Consider the following 17,970-nt stretch of genomic DNA (forward strand, 5'->3'; position numbering starts at 1 on the left):
TTGTGCCATTGAGGTTAAGTTTTGGGACGCTCCCCAAAATCGCGTTAGTGTAGCGTCAGGGTCAGGTGCGTACAATCGGACCCCGCTTTCTGACTGTATACGATGCGGCTTTCAGGGTCCGGTCGATAGCGCGCAGAACGTACGTTTTCTTTCACAAGCTGTTGTCCGCACGCATGAATCGAGCCGCCCACACGATTACCTTTATTGCCCGTTTCGTCGTAATCGGACTGGCGCTCGCATTCGTTATTGCATTGATTTGGCCGCAAAGCGGTGACGCATTGCGCGCCCGACTCGGGCTCGCGCCTGCCGCACCGGCATCCACCGCCCGGGCGGCCTCTGCCGGGCATCCTGCTGCGGCACCGTCGCACAATGCTCCGTCGGCACCCAGCTCCTATGCCAATGCCGTGGCGCGCGCCGCGCCGTCCGTGGTCAACATCTACGCCAATCGCGTGGTCACCGAACAGCCGGTGCTGCGTTACTCGGACCCGTCCTTGCAGCGCATGCTGGGCGACATCCCGACGGGACCCGCGCAACGACGCCGCGAACAGAATCTGGGGTCGGGCGTGATCCTCGACAGCAAGGGATACGTGCTGACGAACAACCACGTCATTGCCGGCGCGCAGAACATCCAGGTGCTGCTCTACGACGGTCGCGTGGCCGAGGCCAGCGTGGTCGGCTCGGACCCGGACACCGATCTTGCGGTGCTGAAGGTCAACGCCAGCGACCTGCCCGCGATCCATCTCGCCAGCCGCCCGATCCGCGTCGGCGACGTGGTGCTTGCCATCGGCAATCCGTTCGGCATCGGCCAGACCGTGACCATGGGCATCATCAGCGCCATCGGTCGCCAGCTCAATGCAGTCAGTCCGGAAGATTTCATCCAGACCGACGCAGCGATCAACTTCGGCAACTCCGGCGGCGCGCTGGTCAATGCACGCGGCAACCTAGTCGGCATCAACACCGCCCTGCTCGGGCGCGCCAGCGGTGCCGAAGGCATCGGCTTCGCCATTCCGGCTTCCACGGCCAAGAATGTGCTGGATCAGATCATCGACACGGGCCATGTCGTGCGCGGATGGCTCGGCATCGAGTACACCAGCGTGCCGATCAGCGCCAACAGCGGACTGCCGCCGGCGGCGCGCGGCGTGTGGGTGACCGATGTCTACCCCGGCGGTCCGGCCGCCGAAGCCGGCATCCACGCCGGCGACGTGCTGCTGCAGATCGGCGACAAGGACATCGTCGACCCCTCGTCGCTGCGCCACCGCGAGATCGCCATGAAACCGGGCACCAAGGTGAAAGTGTCGGGGTTGCGCGCGGGCCGTCCGTTCAGCACCACGTTGACGCTCACGCAGCGTCCGCCGCTCAGTGTGCTGGCGCCGCAACAGCAGCAGTCGCAGCAGGGGCAGAATCCATAGGGCCTGTTTTAGCCGGCGTGACCGGCACCGGCGGAAGCCACCGCGTCGTTGTGCTGCATGGCCTTCCGGTAACGGCGGTGCAAGGTCATGACACGTTTCACATAGACCTCCGTTTCCGCATACGGCGGCACTCCACCGTATTTCTGCACTACATCCGGACCGGCGTTGTACGCCGCGGCAACCAGGCGATCGTCACCCTTGAACGTTTTCAGCAACTGCGCCAGATAGCGCGCACCACCCTCGATGTTCTGCGTGGCGTCGAATGCGTCGTGCACGCCCATGTCGCGGGCCGTGCCGGGCATCAATTGCATCAACCCTTGCGCCCCCTTGGCCGACATAGCACGCGGGTTGAACGAGCTCTCAGCATGTATGATCGCGCGCACCAGCGACGGGTCAACGCCATAGCGACTGGCCGCCACCCGAATGGCATCGGCGTAAGCCGACAGCTTCAACGGCACGTGCGACCAGTCCACGCGCGAATGCACATCGCAAGCCGCGCAGGTGGCGATGTACGTGAACAGCGTCCGCGTGCGCGCATGCCGCGCCCTCTTTCCGCGCGGGCGCACGTTCGTGTATTCGATGCTGCCGTCGGCGTGTACCACCTTGTAGACCGCGCCGCGCAGAACACGCACACCCGCCTGCTTGTCGGCAGCGGGCAGCGAGGGTGCCTTGGCCGCCGTCCCCTCGCGATACTGCCACCCGGCCGCGGCTTTACTAGCGGACTTCTTCGCGGCCGGCGCATGCCGCGAAACCTTGTCATCCGCCAGCCGGATGCGGTGACAATCGCGATATCCCGCCTTGCTGGTGGTGAAGACCGTTTCGCCACTGGTGCCGGTGCAGCGGTACATGTTCGTCGCCTGCACCGGCAGCGTCCACACGCACGCGAGCAGAAGCACCGCCTGCAGCAGACGACGACAACGAAGCGAGAAAAGGGGGGCCGGGCGGCCGCCGCTTCCCCCATGGCGAACGGCAGTGACCATGCGCCAAGTGTGCGCTTTCACTGGTATTTTGCCAAGTGCAGCCGATCACGCTTCGCGCACGGCATGAGCGCTTCGGGGTCGAGGGGAGCCGCAACGCGCGAACCCGCACACGATGCCGCCACTGGCGGAGCCTGTGCACCCGGCGTACACTGCGCTGTTCACTGATAACCCATTGAATCGCCATGAGCGGCAAGCTTTTCATCAAGACCCACGGCTGCCAGATGAACGAGTACGACTCGACCAAGATGGTCGACGTGCTGAAGGCCGCCCACGGGCTGGAACTGACCGACGATGCCTCCGAGGCCGACGTCATCCTGATCAACACCTGCTCGATCCGCGAGAAGGCGCAGGAAAAGGTGTTCAGCCAGCTCGGCCGCTGGAAGCAGCTCAAGGCGAAGAATGACAAGGTCGTGATCGGCGTCGGCGGCTGCGTGGCCAGCCAGGAAGGCGACGCCATCGTCAAGCGCGCGCCGTTTGTCGATCTGGTGTTCGGCCCGCAGACACTGCACCGCCTGCCGGAGATGATCGAATCCAGCCGCCGCGAGCGTCAGCCGCAGGTCGACATCTCCTTCCCCGAGATCGAGAAGTTCGACGCAATGCCCGAGCCGCGCGCCGAAGGCCCGACCGCGTTCGTGTCGATCATGGAAGGCTGCTCCAAGTACTGCAGCTACTGCGTGGTGCCCTACACCCGCGGCGAGGAAATCTCGCGCCCGTTCGACGACGTGGTCGGCGAAGTCGCGATGCTCGCCGAGCAGGGTGTGAAAGAAGTGAACCTGCTGGGGCAGAACGTCAACGCCTATCGCGGCCCGATGCACGACGGCGGCATCGCCGACCTGGCACTGTTGATCCACGCCATCGCCGAGATCGACGGCATCGGCCGCATCCGCTTCACCACCTCGCATCCGGTCGAGTTCTCCGACTCGCTGATCGAGGCCTACGCCAACGTGCCCAAGCTGGCCAACTACCTGCACCTGCCCGTGCAAGCCGGCTCCGACCGCATCCTGGCGGCGATGAAGCGCGGCTACACGGCGCTGGAGTACAAGCAGCGCATCCGCAAACTGCGCCAGGCGCGTCCGGACATCTCCATCAGCTCGGACTTCATCGTCGGCTTCCCCGGCGAGACCGACCGCGATTTCGAGCAGACCATGAAGCTGATCGAGGACATCGGCTTCGACAACAGCTTCTCCTTCATCTACTCGCGTCGCCCCGGCACGCCGGCCAGCAACCTGCCCGACGACACCACCGACGCGGTCAAGAGCGAACGCCTGCAGCGCCTCCAGGCAGCCATCAACGCCAACGCCAAGACCATCAGCGAAGGCATGGTCGGCACGGTGCAGACGGTGCTGGTCGAAGGCCCGAGCAAGAAAAGCCCGAACGAGATGACCGGCCGCACCGAGAACATGCGCTTCGTCAACTTCCCCGGCGACGCGCGCATGAAGGGCCAGTTCGTCGACGTGCTCATCACCGAGGCGATGGCCAACTCACTGCGCGGACGCGTGCATCTGGGCGACGACCAGCAGGTCGCCTGAAGTCCCGTACCAGAAAGAAGTTGGTCGTCATCCCGGCGCAAGCCGGGATCCAGCGACGGGTTCCGAAGCGAAGGCACTGGGTTCCGGCTTGCGCCGGGATGACGGTACAAACAGGTGGCGATCCAATCTGGACACCACGTTCGAACTGCCGCTAATCCAGCCGCTTGCGGAACTGCGCAATCGCCACGGTCATCATGACCGCGGTAAAGCCGACCAGCGCCAGCACGTCCGGCCACAGCTCCCACAGCCCCGCGCCGCGCAGCATCACGCCGCGGATCAGGCGCAGAAAATGCGTCAGCGGCAGCACCTCGGCGATCCATTGCGCCACCTTCGGCATGCCGGCGAACGGGAACATGAAGCCCGACAGCAGGATCGACGGCAGGAATACGAAGATCATCATCTGCGTGGCCTGGAACTGCGACTTGGCCTTGGTCGAAATCAGCAGACCCAGCGCAAGATTGGCGACGATCAGCAGGATCGCGGCAACGAACACGTCGACCAGCCAGCCGCGCACCGGCACCGCGAACAGCCACACGCCCAGCGCCAGAATCAGGCAGGTCTGCACCAGGCCGATGATGACGTACGGCAGCACCTTGCCCACCATCAGCTCGCTGCGCGTGAGCGGCGTGGCGATCAGCAGCTCCATGTTGCCGCGCTCGCGTTCGCGCACGATGGCGATGGCGGTGAACAGCACCATGGTCATGGTCAGGATCACGCCGATCAGACCCGGCACGATGTTGACCGCCGAGCGCCGCTCCGGGTTGTAGAAGGCGACCACACGGATGCGTCCTTCCCGTGGCGTGCTGGTCGGCGGGGCGCGCAGGTCGGGCAACGTGTCGTCGGTGATCGGCACCTGCGCCAGCTGCCGCGCCGCGCTCTGCACCGCGGTGTCGCTGCCGTCGACCAGAATCTGCGCCACCGCGCGTCCCTCCGCGCGACGCCGTTCGTAGTCGCGCGGAATCACGATACCGACGCTGATGCGCCCTTTGCGCAACAGCGTCATCAGCTGTTCGGGCGTGTCCGCGCGCGCGGTGGCCTTGATGACGCCGGTCGCCAGCATGTCCATGACCAACGCGCGCGAAGCGCTGGTATGCGCCTGATCCACGATGCCCGCGTCCAGACCGCGCAGATTCAGATTGATGGCGTAGCCGAACAGGATGAGCTGGAAGATGGGAATGCCCAGGATCATCGCCAGCGTGATCCGGTCGCGGCGCATCTGGCGCAGCTCCTTGAGGACGATGGCCCAGAGCCGGCGCATGTTCATGCCGTGGCCTCCCGCTGCGCACGCCCATCGTGCGTGGCCGCCACGAAGACATCCTCGAGATTCGGCTCGGCCGGCGCGAAGCGTGCCTTCGGATCGACCTTGTGCACCGCGTCTTCGAGACGCGCGCGCAGCGAGTCGGCTGCCGCCTCACTCTCCACATCGGCCGCATCGGCCAGCACGCGCAGCGAAGCACCAATCTGCGCCGCACTGAGCACACCCGGCAGCGCCGACAGCGCGTGCTGCACGCGACGCGGCCGCTCCGAGATCACGACGAACGAGCGCCCTTCCAGCGCCGCCGTCATCTGCGCCGGCGTACCGTCGCCGACCAGCCGTCCGCGGTCGAGAATCGCCAGCCGGTGGCAGCGCTCGGCCTCGTCCATGTAGTGCGTGGAGACCAGCAGTGTGGTGCCGGCATCGGTCAGCTCGAACAGCTTTTCCCAGAAGTCGCGACGCGACTCGGGATCGACCGCACTGGTCGGCTCGTCGAGAAACAGCAGCTGCGGCTCGTGAATCACCGCCGCGGCCAGTGCCAGACGCTGTTTCTGGCCGCCACTCATGGTGCCCGCCAGTTGTTTCTGGCGGTCTTCGAAATGGTATTGCTCGACCAGCGTGTCGATACGCGCCCGCGTGCGCTCGCGTGGAACGCTCTGCACCGCGGCCATGAATTCCAGATTCTCGCGCACGGTCAGGTCCTCGAACAGCGAGAATTTCTGCGTCATGTAGCCGATGTGCCGGCGCAGCTCCTCGGCCTGGGCCGGCACGCGCAGACCGAGCACTTCGATCTCGCCCTCGCTCGGCGTCAGCAGCCCGCAGAGCATACGGATGGTGGTCGACTTGCCCGACCCGTTGGGTCCGAGGAAACCGTAGACGCGCTGCGGCGGCACCGACAGATCGACATGATCGACGGCCACCAGCTCGCCGAAACGACGCGTCAGGCCGCGCGCGCGGATGGCCGGTTCGACCTCCGCGCTCACCGTTTCGCCTCCGGCAGCGTCACGCGCACCGGCAGCCCGGCCGGCAGCTTTGCCGCGTCCGAGCCCAGCGTCACCTCGGCCAGGTAGCTCAGTCGCGCGGTGTCCTCGCCGTTGAGCGCGTAGTACGGCGTGTAGACCGGCTCGCGGCGGATCGTGCGTACATGGCCCGCGAGGGGCTTGTCGCGACCGTCGACGTACACCTGCACCGGATCGCCGTCATGCACGCTCGCACGCAACGGCTCGGGCACGTAGATGCGCGCGTATGGCGCCTTGCCCACCAGCATTACCGCCAGCGGCGCGCCGACCGGCGGCTGGTCGCCGAGACGGTACGGCAGACTGTCGACGATCCCGTCGCGCGGTGCGACGATGCGCAGCTTGTCCAGGTAGACCTGCTGCGCGCGCGCCTGCTGCCGGGTCGCCGCCAGCGTCGCACGGGTCTGCGCGATCTGCTCCGGACGCGTGCCGTGCAGCAGCACATCCAGCGCAGCGCGCGCGGCGGCCACCTGCGCCGTGGCGCGGTCCATGGCGGCGCGTGCGTTGTCGACGTCCGAAGCGGAGACGTAGTCGGAACCGCCCAGCGGCTGCACGCGGCGGTAGTAGTCGCGGGCCTGCTGCGCCTGTGCCTGCGCCGCCTTCAGGTTGGCCCGAGCCTGCGCGATGTCCTCCTTGCGCGGACCGGCGACAAGCTGCTCCAGCAGCGCCTGCTGCTGACGGATGCGCGCCTCGTCCGCATCCAGCGCAGCCTGGGTCTGCGTCGGATCCAGTTGCAGCAACACTTGCCCCTTGTGCACGCGCTCGCCTTCACGCACGGCCACGCGCACCAGTCGCTCGGAAGCAACGGCCGGCAATGTGATGCGATCGTATTCCAGCGTGCCCAGCGCGCGCGGAGACTCGCGGCCGCACCCGGACGCAAGCATGACGAATGCCGCCGCCATGCCCACGACCGCTCCCATCGACCTGATGTTCATGCCCCGCCTCCGAGATCCATTTGCAGCCCCTGCGAAAGCAGGCTCAGCGCGTGTTCGGTCATGGCGTCGGTGGTCGACGCCTCCATATCGAAAACCTGCGGCCAGATCGGCGCACCCGCGGCAGGAAACAGCGTCAACCCCACCAGCGACACCACGACCATGCGCGGATCCAGATGCGCCGGCAAGCGCCCGGCCTTCTGCGCTTCCGTCAGACGCTCGGCCAGCATGCGGGGCAGCTTCGGCGCCACTTCGTGGAACAGCAACTGACGCAGTGCGCCCCCCTCGCACAACACCTCGCGCACCCACAGCGGCGGCAGCCAGGGATGCGTGCGGATCACTTCGCCGATCCCGCGCACGAAGCACTCGATCAGTTTCGCCGGATCGTCGCCGGCCGCCTGCATGCGTTCTTGCACCTGCGTCAGCGCCGGCGCCAGACGTTCGCCGATCAGCGCCTGCACCAAGCGTTCCTTGTCGCCGAAGTAGTAGTGCAGCATGGCCGGCGTCACACCGGCCTCGTCCGCGATCGATCGCAGCGAGGTCGCGCCGATGCCGACCCGCACGAACCGCTGGATCGCGGCATCGAGCAGGGCCTCGCGCAGATCGCGGTCCTCGCCGCTGGGACGGCCGGCGCCACGCGTGCGACGGCGATGGGAAGAAGTGGGCGTAGTCATGCGTACAAATTAATTCAATGATTAATTGAAAGCAATGACCCAATGCACCGTGCCGCCAAACCTCCGTCCGCCATGACGCCGATATGGCCCGCGTCGACGCCGCGCGCTACCCTCGCGAGATGACCAAGCTCAACCAACACGATTTCGCCCTCGATCCCGTCGACAACGCTCGCCTGTCCAACCTGTGCGGCCCGTTCGACGAACACCTGCGCCAGATCGAGCTGCGCCTCGGCGTGGAGATCAACAACCGCGGCAACATCTTCCGCGTGATCGGCGAGGATGCCGCCGCCAGCGCCGCGGAAAAGGTCCTGCGTGCGCTCTACGAAGTGACCGAGACCGAGTCCCTGACCGGCCCCATCGTCAACCTGCACCTGACTGAATCCGGCGTCGACGCGCTGAGCGAGGACCTGGCCGAAGAAACCCAGGAAGTCGTCATCAAGGTCAAGCGCGGCGTGATCCGCGGCCGCGGCCCGAACCAGGCGCGCTACCTGCATGCCATTGCCACCAACGACATCAACTTCGGCATCGGCCCGGCCGGCACCGGCAAGACCTACCTGGCCGTCGCCAGCGCAGTCGAGGCGCTGGAAGCCAACCGCGTGCAACGCGTGCTGCTGGTGCGCCCGGCGGTGGAGGCCGGCGAGAAACTCGGCTTCCTGCCCGGCGACCTGAGCCAGAAGGTCGATCCGTACCTGCGCCCGCTGTACGACGCGCTGTACGAGATGCTCGGCTTCGAGCGCGTGGCCAAGCTGATCGAACGCAATGTCATCGAGATCGCGCCGCTGGCCTATATGCGCGGACGCACGCTGAACGATTCCTACGTGATTCTCGACGAGGCGCAGAACACCACCGTCGAGCAGATGAAGATGTTCCTGACCCGCATCGGCTTCGGCTCGGTCACGGTCATCACCGGCGACGTGACCCAGGTCGACCTGCCGCGCAATGCACGCTCGGGCCTGCGCCACGCCATCGAGGTGCTGCGCGGCGTCGACGGCATCAGCTTCACCTTCTTCACCGCCCGCGACGTGGTGCGCCATCCGCTGGTCGCGCGCATCGTGCGCGCGTACGAGGCGGCCGACCTCGCCAACGGCGACGAGCGGAACTGAGCCGCATGGCCGCCGCCCCCACCGAACCGCTCGTCCACCTGGGCTATGCCGCGCCGCGCCGCGGCGTGCCCGCGCCCGCCAGCTTCCGCGCCTGGGTCGCTGCCGCACTGCGTGCTGTACATCGGCGCAAGCCGGCCGAACTGTCGATCCGCATCGTCGACGCGGACGAAGGCCGTGCGCTCAACGCCGCCTACCGCGGCAAGGACTACGCCACCAACGTGCTGTCCTTCCCCGCCGAACTTCCGCCCGGCGTCGACCTGCCGCTGATCGGCGACCTGGTGATCTGCGCACCCGTGGTCGTCCGCGAGGCCGCGGAGCAGAACAAGCCCGCACGCGAACACTGGGCGCACATGACCGTGCACGGCGTGCTGCATCTGCTCGGCTACGACCACATCGAAGACGCCGACGCAGTACGCATGGAAGCCCTGGAAACCCGCATTCTGGCGGGCCTGGGCATCGACGATCCCTACCTGTCGCGCTGAGGGAAGCTCGGATCTGGACAACCTGCCCCGGCCGGCAGCGAGTGCGATGCCCCCGGCATGCTCAGCCGGATGCCATGTTCTGACGGCTCATACCCGGCCCATGCGATGCCTCGATCCGCGACCCGACCCACAATTCGCGATCGAACAGACGGTTAGGAGCCGTCATGGCTTTGCGCTAGAATCGACGACCACCTGCATACGAAGAACCGCGCGAAAGGCATGAACGAGGACCCCGGAAGTACCAACGGCCCGACCCACAAATCCTGGTGGGACCGTCTGGGCCATCTCTTCTCCGGTGAACTGCGCAGCCGCGATGAGCTGCTGGAAGAGCTGCGCACCGCACAGAACAACGGTCTGCTCAGCAGCGATACGCTGGGCATGGTCGAGGGCGCGCTGAAGGTGACCGAACTGGACGTCGACGACGTCATGATCCCGCGCGTGCAGATGGTGATGATCCCGGCCAGCGCGCCGTTCAAGGACATCATCGACACCGTGGTCGAATCCGGTCACTCGCGGTTCCCGGTGCATGGCGAGGACAAGGACGACATTCTCGGCATCCTGCTGGCCAAGGATCTGCTCAAGCACGTCAGCGACGGCGAGCGCTTCGACATCCGCGCCCTGCTGCGCCCGGCCGTGCTGATTCCCGAATCCATGCGCCTGAATGTGCTGCTGGCCGAGTTCCGCCTCAGCCACAACCACATGGCGCTGGTGGTGGACGAATACGGCGGCGTCGCCGGCCTCATCACCATTGAGGACGTGCTGGAGGAGATCGTCGGCGAGATCGACGACGAGCACGACGACGAAGAGCCGCCAGTGATGATCCAGCCGCTGTCCGATGGCGGCTACCTGGTCAGCGCGCTGATGCCGATCGCCGACTTCAACGAGAGTCTCGGCACGGCGTTCAGCGACGAGGAATTCGACACCATCGGCGGCATGATCACCGCCGAGTTCGGCCATCTCCCCGAAACCGGCGAGGAAACCGAGCTCGAAGGACTGCTGTTCCACGTCACCCAGTCCGACGATCGTCGCGTGCACCAGTTCCGGGTGCAGCCGCAGACTGCGGAAACGGACTGACCTGCGCATGGCGTGCACATCGACTGACCGCACGCGTCTCCAGCCGCGCCGCTTCGCCCTGCCCCTGCTCTTTCTACTGGCGCTGTGCGCCGCATTGCCGGCCTGGAGCGGCGTGCGCGACGCGCCCGGCAAGGACCTGCGCGTATCCCTGGTCACCTACGGTCCGGGCGCAATCTACTGGGAACGCTTCGGTCACGACGCCATCGAGATCTATGACATCTCCAGCGGGCAGTCGATGAACTTCAACTACGGCGTGTTCGACTTTGACCAGAAGCATTTTCTGCTCAATTTCGCGCGCGGCCACATGACCTACATGATGGACGCCGAGCGCAGCGAACCGGAGATGATGTGGTACGCCCAGCAGGGCCGCTCCGTGCGCCACCAGACCCTAAATCTGACTCCCGAACAGGCCGCCCGGCTGCGTGACTTCCTGTTCTGGAACCTGCGGCCGGAAAACCTGCACTACCGATACGACTACTACACCAGCAACTGCACCACCAAAGTCCGAGACGCCCTCGATTACGCGCTCGACGGCCAGCTCAAGAAAGCCCTGCAGGCGCGCCCAGGCGGCCTGACCTATCGTCAGCAGACCGATCGCCTGATGGCCGCGCAACCCTGGCTGATGCTGCTGCTGGACCTTGGGTTGAGCCACTACGCCGACCGACCGCTCAACGCCTGGCAGGAGAGTTTCCTGCCGGTGGTGCTGGCCGATGAACTGACCCACGTCACGGTCACGGCCAACGGCCAGCGACGCCTGCTGCTGACGCAGGATACGAGGCTCTCGCCGAACCGGATCGAGACGCCCCCGAAGACGGCGCCGGATCTCCGTCTGCCGATGCTGCTGGTCGGCACGGCACTCGCCCTCGCACTGCTTCTTCTCGGTCAGTCCAAGCGCCCGGGCGCGCGTATCGGCTTCGCGGCGCTGTCCTCGCTGTGGCTGCTGCTGGCCGGAACCGCCGGCTTGTTCATGCTGGCGCTGTGGACCCTGACCGCGCATGTCGCCGGCTGGGCCAATGCCAACCTGCTGCTGTTCAATCCACTGGCGTGGGGATTGCTGATCGCCGTGTGGCGAAAACGGACATCACGCCGCACCCACCTCATCGCCTGGATCGTCACGGCGATGGCCGCCCTGGCGCTGCTCGGCAACCTCACGCACCTGCTGACACAACGCAACCTGCCCTGGATCCTGCTCGCGCTTCCGGTGTGGGTCGCGCTGCTGCACACGCTGCGCAAACGCGCCGCATCCTGATCCTGCCCGCCGCCGCGATGGCGGAACAGGGCATCGCGCTGACCTGAACGCCAGGCCGCCCGCGCTGCGGTCCAGATTGCCATGCCGCCCCGCACGGCGGCATCATGGCGACCATGCCTTCATCGCTCGCCAACACCCCGCCCCCGGTCGTTGCGGACGGCGACCGCCCGTCCATCGTCAACTGTGTCGCCTACCATCGCACCGGCCGACGCATCGGCGATATTCCGCTGGATCGCATCGGCGAGACGATGAAGGACCCGGATGCGTTCGTGTGGGTCGGCCTGCACGAACCGGACGAGGATCTGCTGGAACGGCTGCAGGAGGAATTCGATCTGCACGACCTGGCCATCGAGGACGCGCACTACGCGCATCAGCGCACCAAGATCGAAACCTATGGCGACTCGCTGTTCATCGTGGTGCAGACCGCTCAGCCACTGCAGGGCCGCATCGCCTTCGGCGAAACCCACATCTTCCTCGGCGCGCGCTACCTGATTACCGTGCGGCATGGCGCCTCGCTCAGCTACGCGCCGGTACGCCGCAGCTGCGAAACCGCGCCGGAACTGCTCGCACTCGGCCCCAGTTACGGGCTGTATTCGATCCTCGACTTCATCGTCGACAACTACATGCCTATCGTGCGCGACTTCCGGGAGGAGCTGCAGGAGCTGGAGCAGGACGTCTTCGCCGAGACCTACAAGCGCACCACCATCAAGCGCCTGTACGACATGCAGCGCGACCTGATGAATCTGCGCCTGGCGGTCGCACCGCTGCAGGACGTGACCAACCAGCTGGTGCGTCTGCACGCGAACCTGATCCACGAGGAGACGCGCGTGTACTTCCGCGACGTCTACGACCACGTATTCCGCGTCAACGAAGCCACCAACGCCATGCGCGAGATGCTCGGTGCCGCGATCAACGTGAACATGTCGCTGGTGACACTGGGCCAGAACGAGGTGATGAAGAAGCTGGCCGGCTGGGCCGCGATGCTGGCCACGCCGACGCTGATCACCAGTTGGTACGGCATGAACTTCCATCACATGCCCGAACTGAACAAGCCCTGGGCCTATCCCAGCATGATCGTGGTGACGCTGTCGCTGATGGGCGGCGTGTACTGGGCGCTCAAACGCGCGCGGTGGCTGTGACGTCTCAGGCCTTCGCTTTCGCCTCGGCGCGCTCGGCGATGGTCAGCGCCACCTTGTCGCGCAGATAAACCGGCAGGGCCTGCTCGGGAGCCAGCGTGTCGCCCGCGGCAAAGCGCAGAGCCGCCTGTCGCGCGACATGCCGCGCCTGCGGGTAGCACTCCGCTTCGGCACTGCGTGGCGCACCCCATTTCTCCGCAAGCGCATCGCCGTATGTGCCCCACCCCGTGCCGACCACATGGCATGACGTCAGATCGATGTCCGGTTGCCAGCGTTCAGGCGTGCAGACCGTTTCCTCGCCCACGAGGGTCAACTCACCGCCTTCTCCGCGCTCGAACGTCGCGACATAGATCTCGCCCATGCGCGCATCAATCAGCGCGACCACCGGCGCGCCGTCATGCGGAGCCTCCAGGGCCAGCGCCGCCAGCGAAGACACCGTGACCACCGGAAGATCCAGCGCCAACGCCAGCCCCTGCGCCATGGACACCGCCAGACGCACCCCCGTGAACGATCCCGGACCGCGCCCCACGGCGATCCCGTGCAGATCGGCGCGCGTCAAACCGGCTTCGCCCAGCACCGCATCGGCCATCGGCAGCGCGAGCTCGGCATGTCTGCGCGGAGCGATTTCGCTGCGCTCGAACAGATCGTCGCCGCGCAGCAGGGCAACGGAGCACGACTCGGTGGCGGTTTCCAGGGCGAGAATATTCATCGCGCTATTGTGGCATCGTCGCCGATCGACGCCCAGCATGAGCGCCGGCATGACGACGGCGCGCCGATCAGCCTTCGACCGGCGGCTGCCACAGTTCGATGCGCGTGCCTTCCGGGTCCATGACCCAGCCGAACTTGCCGAACTCGCTTTCCTCGGTGCGCTCGTCGACGGGCTGACCGGCCTCGCGCAGCTGCGCCAGCAGGGCATCGAGATCGTCGACGCGGAAATTCACCATGAACGGCTTCTCGCTCGGCGCGAAATACGTGGTGTCCTCCTTGAACGGCGACCACAGCATGTAGCCCGACCGCGAGGCATCCTCGGCGAACATCGCCCCGCCCCACTCGCCGATCTCCAGCCCCAGATGTTCGCGATACCACGCCGACAACGCCTGTGGATCGCGCGCCTTGAAAAAGATGCCGCCCAAACCCGTCACTTTTGCCATGACTGCATTCCTCGAACCGTGGTGTCAGGATGTCCCTTGCCTTATAGCCGAAACTCTCTGCACGTGCAGGGGGCAAGGTTTCATCATCGCCATAGGAATCCCGCATGACCGAACAGGATTGGAGCGCCGTCGACGCCTACCTGGCCGACCGCACCCACGCCACCGACGCCACGCTCGACGCCGTGCTGGCCGCCAACGACGAAGCCGGCCTGCCGGCCATCGACGTCTCGCCGCTGCAGGGCAAGTTTCTGCAACTGATTGCCCGCATGTGCGGTGCGCGCAAGGTGTTGGAGATCGGTACCCTGGGTGGCTACTCCACCCTCTGCATGGCGCGCGGCCTGCCCGACGACGGCCATGTGACCACCCTCGAATTCGAACCGAAGCACGCCGAAGTCGCACGCGCCAACCTGCAGCGCGCCGGCCTGGCCGAGCTCGTGGACGTGCGCGTCGGCGCGGCGCTGGACACGCTGCCGGCACTGGAAAGCGAAGGCGCGGGGCCCTTCGACCTGGTCTTCATCGACGCCGACAAGACCCACAACCCGGACTACCTGCAATGGGCCTTGCGCCTGTCGCGGCCGGGCACGGTGATCATCCTCGACAACGTGGTGCGCCAGGGACATGTATTGGACGCCGACAGCGATTCGCCGGCCGTGCGCGGTACGCGTCGGGCATTGGACCTCATCGCCGACGAGCCGCGCCTGACCGCGACCGTCCTGCAGACCGTGGGCAACAAGGGCTGGGACGGCTTCGCGATGGCGATCGTCGACTGAAGAGCGCTCAGGCGAAGAACGCCTGCACGTCCTCCAGCGCATGCGTGCGCGGCATCGGCGGCAGACTGGCCAGGAACAGTCGGCCATAGCCCTTGCTGCGCAGGCGCGGGTCGCACAGCACCAGCACGCCTCGATCGTGCACGTCGCGGATCAGGCGACCCGCCCCCTGCTTCAGCGCAATCACCGCGCTGGGCACCTGCCAGCCCATGAACGGATTGACGCCGGCCTGCTGCATCGCTTCCAGACGCGCCTGCAGCACCGGATCGTCCGGCGCGGCGAACGGAAGCTTGTCGATCACCACCACCGACAGCGCCTCACCGGCCACGTCCACGCCCTCCCAGAAACTGGCCGCACCCAGCAGCACGCCGTGGCCGGAATGACGGAAATCCTCCAGCAGCTGATGCCGCGGCGCCGACCCCTGCACGAACAACGGCCACGGCACGCGATCGGCGAGAAGATCGGCTGCACGCTGCAATGCGCGATGCGAAGTGAACAGCAGAAAGGCGCGGCCGTTGGAAGCTTCCAGCACCGGCAGCACGGCCTCAATCACGCGCTCGGTGTAGCACTCCTCACGCGGCTCGGGCAGGTTCTCCGGCAGGTAGCACAGCGCTTGCCGGGCGTAGTCGAACGGACTGTCCAGCGCCAGCTCGACCGGATCGACCAAGCCCAGCTGATCGGAAAAATGGCTGAAATCGCCCGCCACCGACAGCGTGGCCGAGGTATGGATCCAGGCCGCCTGCGACGCTTCGCGCATGGCCTTGAGCGGCGTCGCCAGATCCAGCGGCGTGGCGTGCAGCGCGAACCCACGCCCGCTCAGTTCGTACCAGCGCACCTCGCCCTCGCTGTCACGCTCGTCGATGCGCGCCAGTCGCGCCGACAGCGTCTCGGCGCGTTCGTGCACATTCGCCAGCCCGCGCGAACGCTCGGCCTGACTGGCCAGCGCGTCGGCCAGATCCTCCAGCGTATGCTGCAGTTTCTGCAGCGCCTCGACGGCGGCATCCTTGCGCAGCAACGTCGCCAACGCGCCGCGTGACGGCAGACGATCCACCGCCAGACGCAACGCGCGCACCGACTCCTGCAGCGCCTCGCACGGCTCCAGCAACACGCTGGTCGCGCCGGTCACGCCACCGCCTTCGGCCAGCGCATCGCGCGCCAGCTCCGTCAATTGCCGCGCACTCACCGAATGCGAGAAGAACTGCCCGGCCAGCTCCGGCAACTGATGCGCCTCGTCCAGAATGAAAGCGTGCGCGCCCGGAAGAATCTCGCCGAAGCCCTCCTGCTTCAACGCCAGATCGGCCAGCAGCAGATGATGATTGACCACCACCACATCGGCGTCCGCCGCCTCGCGCCGCGCCTTGAAGACATGGCAATCGTCGAAGAACGGGCACTCGCTGCCCAGGCAGTTCTCCGTCGTCGAGGTCACGCGTGGCCACAGCGGCGACTCCTCCGGTACCTCGGCCAGCTCCATGCGGTCGCCGCGCCGCGTGCGTGCGGACCAGGCGCGGATCGTCGCCAGCTGCTGCGTTTCGGTGCGACTGGCGAAACTGCCCTCGCGCACGGCCTGATCCAGTCGATACAAACACAGATAATTGGCGCGCCCCTTCAGCAGGCTGATCTTCACGCGCGCATTCAGTACCGAGCGCACGCGCGGCAGATCGCGGAAAAACAGCTGATCCTGCAGCGCCTTGGTGCCCGTCGACACAATCACGCGCTTGCCCGAAGTCAGCGCGGGCACCAAATAAGCGAACGTCTTGCCCGTGCCGGTCCCGGCCTCGGCCACCAGCATCTCGCCCTGATCGATCGCTTCCGCCACCGCCCGCGCCATGGCCTGCTGCGCTTCGCGCGGCGCGAAATTCGGCACCTCGCGCGCAAACGGCCCGTCCGCGCCGAGCAGCCCGGCGATCTCTTCGTATGCATCCATCGCGCCAGTATCGCCGAGGCACGGAAAAGGCGAAACCTCAGATGGATCAGTCACGGTCCAGCGGACTTCGCACACCCCGCCCACCACGGTTCAGCACATGTGTGTAGATCTGCGTGGTGGCCACATCCTTGTGCCCGAGCAGCTCCTGAATCGTGCGGATATCGTAGCCCGCCTCCAGCAGATGCGTTGCGAAACTGTGCCGAAGCACATGCGCGCTCACCGGCTTGACGATACCCGCGCGCTTGCGTGCGCTCTTCAGGGCACGCGAAAACGCTGCGTCGCTGTAATGGTGCCGTCGAACCACACCGCTATGCGGATCGCGCAATCGCTTCGCTGCAGCAAATACATAGGCCCAACCCAATTCCCGTTCAGCGGCCGGGTACTTGCGAGCCAGCGCGTGCGGCAACCATACCGAGCCGAAACCATCGGCCAGATCCTTTTCATGCAGGATGCGTGCTCGTTCGATTTCACGCCCCAACGGATCGACCAGGGAACGCGGCAGCACCGTATGTCGGTCCTTGTTGCCCTTGCCCGCACGAACGATGATGTCGGTTCGTGCAAAATCCACATCCTTGATGCGCAGACGCAGGCACTCCATCAGACGCATGCCGGTGCCGTAAAGGAGACTTGCGACCAGCCACGATCGGCCATCCAATGCCGCCAGCAGCGCACGTATTTCTGCGCGAGCCAGCACCACCGGCAAGCGCTTCGGACGCTTGGCACGCACCACATTGTCCATCCAAGGCAACTGGATATCGAGCACATCGCGATAGAGGAAAAGCAACGCCGACAACGCCTGGTTCTGCGTGCCCGCCGAAACATTCCCCTCCACCGCCAACGCGGTCAGAAACCGCTCGACCTCCGCCGCACCCATGTCACGCGGATGCCGTCTGTTATGGGCCCGTATAAAACGCCGTATCCAGCCCACATACGCTTGCTCCGTTCGCCTACTGTAGTGCTTGAGCCGCAAACGTCGCCGAACTTCCTGCAAAAGCGTCCGCCGCGGACGATCTCCCTGCACTTCATTTACACCTGCATCCTTGCGTGTGTACATAGTTACACCCCCACATCCGATGTGTAAGAGCGCACTATTCAGCAACGTATCGAACCATGGAAGAAGCTATCTTGTTGTCTGGACGTAGGATTTCCCTTGACCCCACGTAGAGGTTCCCTGAATATCGGGTGCAACACCCCGGATTCGGGGGATACTTGTAGTTCCACGCCCATAGGCTCACGTAGGACGCTTGCGAAGAGAGATCATCGCTGACACAACGAAGCGGAGTCGCCTG

17 protein-coding genes are annotated in these 17,970 nt (G+C 65.8%); 8 read left to right on the forward strand and 9 right to left on the reverse strand.

Features of this window, described 5'->3' with window-relative positions:
- The first annotated feature begins 173 nt into the window (after window positions 1-173).
- Complete coding sequence (locus BTJ49_RS13950; protein ID WP_113066032.1) at window positions 174-1,409, forward strand: trypsin-like peptidase domain-containing protein; 1,236 nt, start codon at window positions 174-176, stop codon at window positions 1,407-1,409.
- Window positions 1,410-1,417: 8 nt separating this feature from the next.
- Here BTJ49_RS13950 and BTJ49_RS13955 read toward each other — a convergent pair whose 3' ends face one another.
- Complete coding sequence (locus tag BTJ49_RS13955; RefSeq protein WP_113066050.1) at window positions 1,418-2,257, reverse strand: lytic transglycosylase domain-containing protein; 840 nt, start codon at window positions 2,255-2,257, stop codon at window positions 1,418-1,420.
- Between the two features lie 314 nt (window positions 2,258-2,571).
- On the opposite strand from BTJ49_RS13955, the gene miaB reads away from it, so the two are divergent.
- A complete protein-coding gene (gene miaB / locus BTJ49_RS13960) occupies window positions 2,572-3,918 on the forward strand; it encodes a tRNA (N6-isopentenyl adenosine(37)-C2)-methylthiotransferase MiaB (protein ID WP_113066033.1) in 1,347 nt (448 codons plus the stop codon).
- 151 nt (window positions 3,919-4,069) lie between these two features.
- On the opposite strand, the gene BTJ49_RS13965 is transcribed toward miaB, so the two are convergent.
- Genes BTJ49_RS13965 through BTJ49_RS13980 form a run of 4 tightly spaced genes read right to left on the reverse strand, consistent with a single transcriptional unit; the run spans window position 4,070 to window position 7,795 of the window.
- On the reverse strand, window positions 4,070-5,182 hold the full coding sequence (locus BTJ49_RS13965; RefSeq protein ID WP_113066034.1) for an ABC transporter permease: 1,113 nt from the start codon (window positions 5,180-5,182) through the stop codon (window positions 4,070-4,072).
- Entirely contained in the window at window positions 5,179-6,132 is a 954-nt protein-coding gene (locus tag BTJ49_RS13970; RefSeq protein WP_113066051.1) for an ABC transporter ATP-binding protein, read from the reverse strand. Before BTJ49_RS13970 ends, BTJ49_RS13965 begins: the two co-directional genes overlap by 4 nt.
- 20 nt (window positions 6,133-6,152) lie before the next feature.
- Window positions 6,153-7,124 carry an HlyD family efflux transporter periplasmic adaptor subunit gene (locus tag BTJ49_RS13975; RefSeq protein ID WP_113066035.1) on the reverse strand — a complete coding sequence of 324 codons (972 nt, stop codon included), beginning with the start codon at window positions 7,122-7,124 and terminating at the stop codon, window positions 6,153-6,155.
- Window positions 7,121-7,795, reverse strand: a complete 675-nt coding sequence (locus BTJ49_RS13980; protein ID WP_113066036.1) for a TetR/AcrR family transcriptional regulator — start codon at window positions 7,793-7,795, stop codon at window positions 7,121-7,123. Before BTJ49_RS13980 ends, BTJ49_RS13975 begins: the two co-directional genes overlap by 4 nt.
- Before the next feature lie 119 nt (window positions 7,796-7,914).
- Here BTJ49_RS13980 and BTJ49_RS13985 point away from each other — a divergent pair, with 119 nt between their 5' ends.
- From BTJ49_RS13985 to corA, 5 genes are all read left to right on the forward strand, one after another.
- The gene (locus BTJ49_RS13985) at window positions 7,915-8,898 is read left to right on the forward strand and encodes a PhoH family protein (protein ID WP_113066052.1); all 984 of its coding nucleotides are present in this window, start codon (window positions 7,915-7,917) and stop codon (window positions 8,896-8,898) included.
- 5 nt (window positions 8,899-8,903) lie between these two features.
- Complete coding sequence (gene ybeY, locus BTJ49_RS13990) at window positions 8,904-9,380, forward strand: rRNA maturation RNase YbeY (RefSeq protein WP_113066037.1); 477 nt, start codon at window positions 8,904-8,906, stop codon at window positions 9,378-9,380.
- Between the two features lie 219 nt (window positions 9,381-9,599).
- Window positions 9,600-10,454 (forward strand): transporter associated domain-containing protein, encoded by an 855-nt coding sequence (locus BTJ49_RS13995; RefSeq protein ID WP_113066038.1) that lies wholly within the window; start codon window positions 9,600-9,602, stop codon window positions 10,452-10,454.
- A 7-nt stretch (window positions 10,455-10,461) separates the two neighbouring features.
- Window positions 10,462-11,703, forward strand: coding sequence for a DUF4105 domain-containing protein (locus BTJ49_RS14000; protein ID WP_113066039.1), 1,242 nt, complete (start codon window positions 10,462-10,464; stop codon window positions 11,701-11,703).
- 113 nt (window positions 11,704-11,816) lie between these two features.
- Entirely contained in the window at window positions 11,817-12,842 is a 1,026-nt protein-coding gene (gene corA, locus BTJ49_RS14005; protein WP_113066053.1) for a magnesium/cobalt transporter CorA, read from the forward strand.
- Between the two features lie 4 nt (window positions 12,843-12,846).
- On the opposite strand, the gene tsaB is transcribed toward corA, so the two are convergent.
- Entirely contained in the window at window positions 12,847-13,548 is a 702-nt protein-coding gene (gene tsaB / locus BTJ49_RS14010) for a tRNA (adenosine(37)-N6)-threonylcarbamoyltransferase complex dimerization subunit type 1 TsaB (protein WP_113066040.1), read from the reverse strand.
- Between the two features lie 67 nt (window positions 13,549-13,615).
- Window positions 13,616-13,990 (reverse strand): VOC family protein, encoded by a 375-nt coding sequence (locus tag BTJ49_RS14015; RefSeq protein WP_113066041.1) that lies wholly within the window; start codon window positions 13,988-13,990, stop codon window positions 13,616-13,618.
- A 104-nt stretch (window positions 13,991-14,094) separates the two neighbouring features.
- On the opposite strand from BTJ49_RS14015, the gene BTJ49_RS14020 reads away from it, so the two are divergent.
- Window positions 14,095-14,760: an O-methyltransferase gene (locus BTJ49_RS14020; protein WP_113066042.1), complete on the forward strand. Its 666-nt coding sequence runs from the start codon at window positions 14,095-14,097 to the stop codon at window positions 14,758-14,760.
- 7 nt (window positions 14,761-14,767) lie between these two features.
- Here BTJ49_RS14020 and BTJ49_RS14025 read toward each other — a convergent pair whose 3' ends face one another.
- Window positions 14,768-16,681, reverse strand: a complete 1,914-nt coding sequence (locus tag BTJ49_RS14025; RefSeq protein ID WP_113066043.1) for an ATP-dependent DNA helicase — start codon at window positions 16,679-16,681, stop codon at window positions 14,768-14,770.
- A 46-nt stretch (window positions 16,682-16,727) separates the two neighbouring features.
- Entirely contained in the window at window positions 16,728-17,735 is a 1,008-nt protein-coding gene (locus BTJ49_RS14030) for an integron integrase (protein ID WP_113066044.1), read from the reverse strand.
- Between the last annotated feature and the right edge of the window lie 235 nt (window positions 17,736-17,970).

The organism is Oleiagrimonas sp. MCCC 1A03011, from assembly GCF_003267965.1.
GTDB classification, from domain to species: Bacteria; Pseudomonadota; Gammaproteobacteria; order Xanthomonadales; family Rhodanobacteraceae; genus Oleiagrimonas; species Oleiagrimonas citrea.

Excerpts from the sequence above, each read along its gene's own strand:
- BTJ49_RS13950 (WP_113066032.1), top strand. The coding sequence starts at position 174 with ATGAATCGAGCCGCCCACACGATTACCTTTATTGCCCGTTTCGTCGTA.
- BTJ49_RS13955 (WP_113066050.1), bottom strand. The coding sequence starts at position 2,257 with ATGTACCGCTGCACCGGCACCAGTGGCGAAACGGTCTTCACCACCAGC.
- miaB (WP_113066033.1), top strand. The coding sequence starts at position 2,572 with ATGAGCGGCAAGCTTTTCATCAAGACCCACGGCTGCCAGATGAACGAG.
- BTJ49_RS13965 (WP_113066034.1), bottom strand. The coding sequence starts at position 5,182 with ATGAACATGCGCCGGCTCTGGGCCATCGTCCTCAAGGAGCTGCGCCAG.
- BTJ49_RS13975 (WP_113066035.1), bottom strand. The coding sequence starts at position 7,124 with ATGAACATCAGGTCGATGGGAGCGGTCGTGGGCATGGCGGCGGCATTC.
- BTJ49_RS13980 (WP_113066036.1), bottom strand. The coding sequence starts at position 7,795 with ATGACTACGCCCACTTCTTCCCATCGCCGTCGCACGCGTGGCGCCGGC.
- BTJ49_RS13985 (WP_113066052.1), top strand. The coding sequence starts at position 7,915 with ATGACCAAGCTCAACCAACACGATTTCGCCCTCGATCCCGTCGACAAC.
- ybeY (WP_113066037.1), top strand. The coding sequence starts at position 8,904 with ATGGCCGCCGCCCCCACCGAACCGCTCGTCCACCTGGGCTATGCCGCG.
- BTJ49_RS13995 (WP_113066038.1), top strand. The coding sequence starts at position 9,600 with ATGAACGAGGACCCCGGAAGTACCAACGGCCCGACCCACAAATCCTGG.
- BTJ49_RS14000 (WP_113066039.1), top strand. The coding sequence starts at position 10,462 with ATGGCGTGCACATCGACTGACCGCACGCGTCTCCAGCCGCGCCGCTTC.
- corA (WP_113066053.1), top strand. The coding sequence starts at position 11,817 with ATGCCTTCATCGCTCGCCAACACCCCGCCCCCGGTCGTTGCGGACGGC.
- tsaB (WP_113066040.1), bottom strand. The coding sequence starts at position 13,548 with ATGAATATTCTCGCCCTGGAAACCGCCACCGAGTCGTGCTCCGTTGCC.
- BTJ49_RS14015 (WP_113066041.1), bottom strand. The coding sequence starts at position 13,990 with ATGGCAAAAGTGACGGGTTTGGGCGGCATCTTTTTCAAGGCGCGCGAT.
- BTJ49_RS14020 (WP_113066042.1), top strand. The coding sequence starts at position 14,095 with ATGACCGAACAGGATTGGAGCGCCGTCGACGCCTACCTGGCCGACCGC.
- BTJ49_RS14025 (WP_113066043.1), bottom strand. The coding sequence starts at position 16,681 with ATGGATGCATACGAAGAGATCGCCGGGCTGCTCGGCGCGGACGGGCCG.
- BTJ49_RS14030 (WP_113066044.1), bottom strand. The coding sequence starts at position 17,735 with ATGTACACACGCAAGGATGCAGGTGTAAATGAAGTGCAGGGAGATCGT.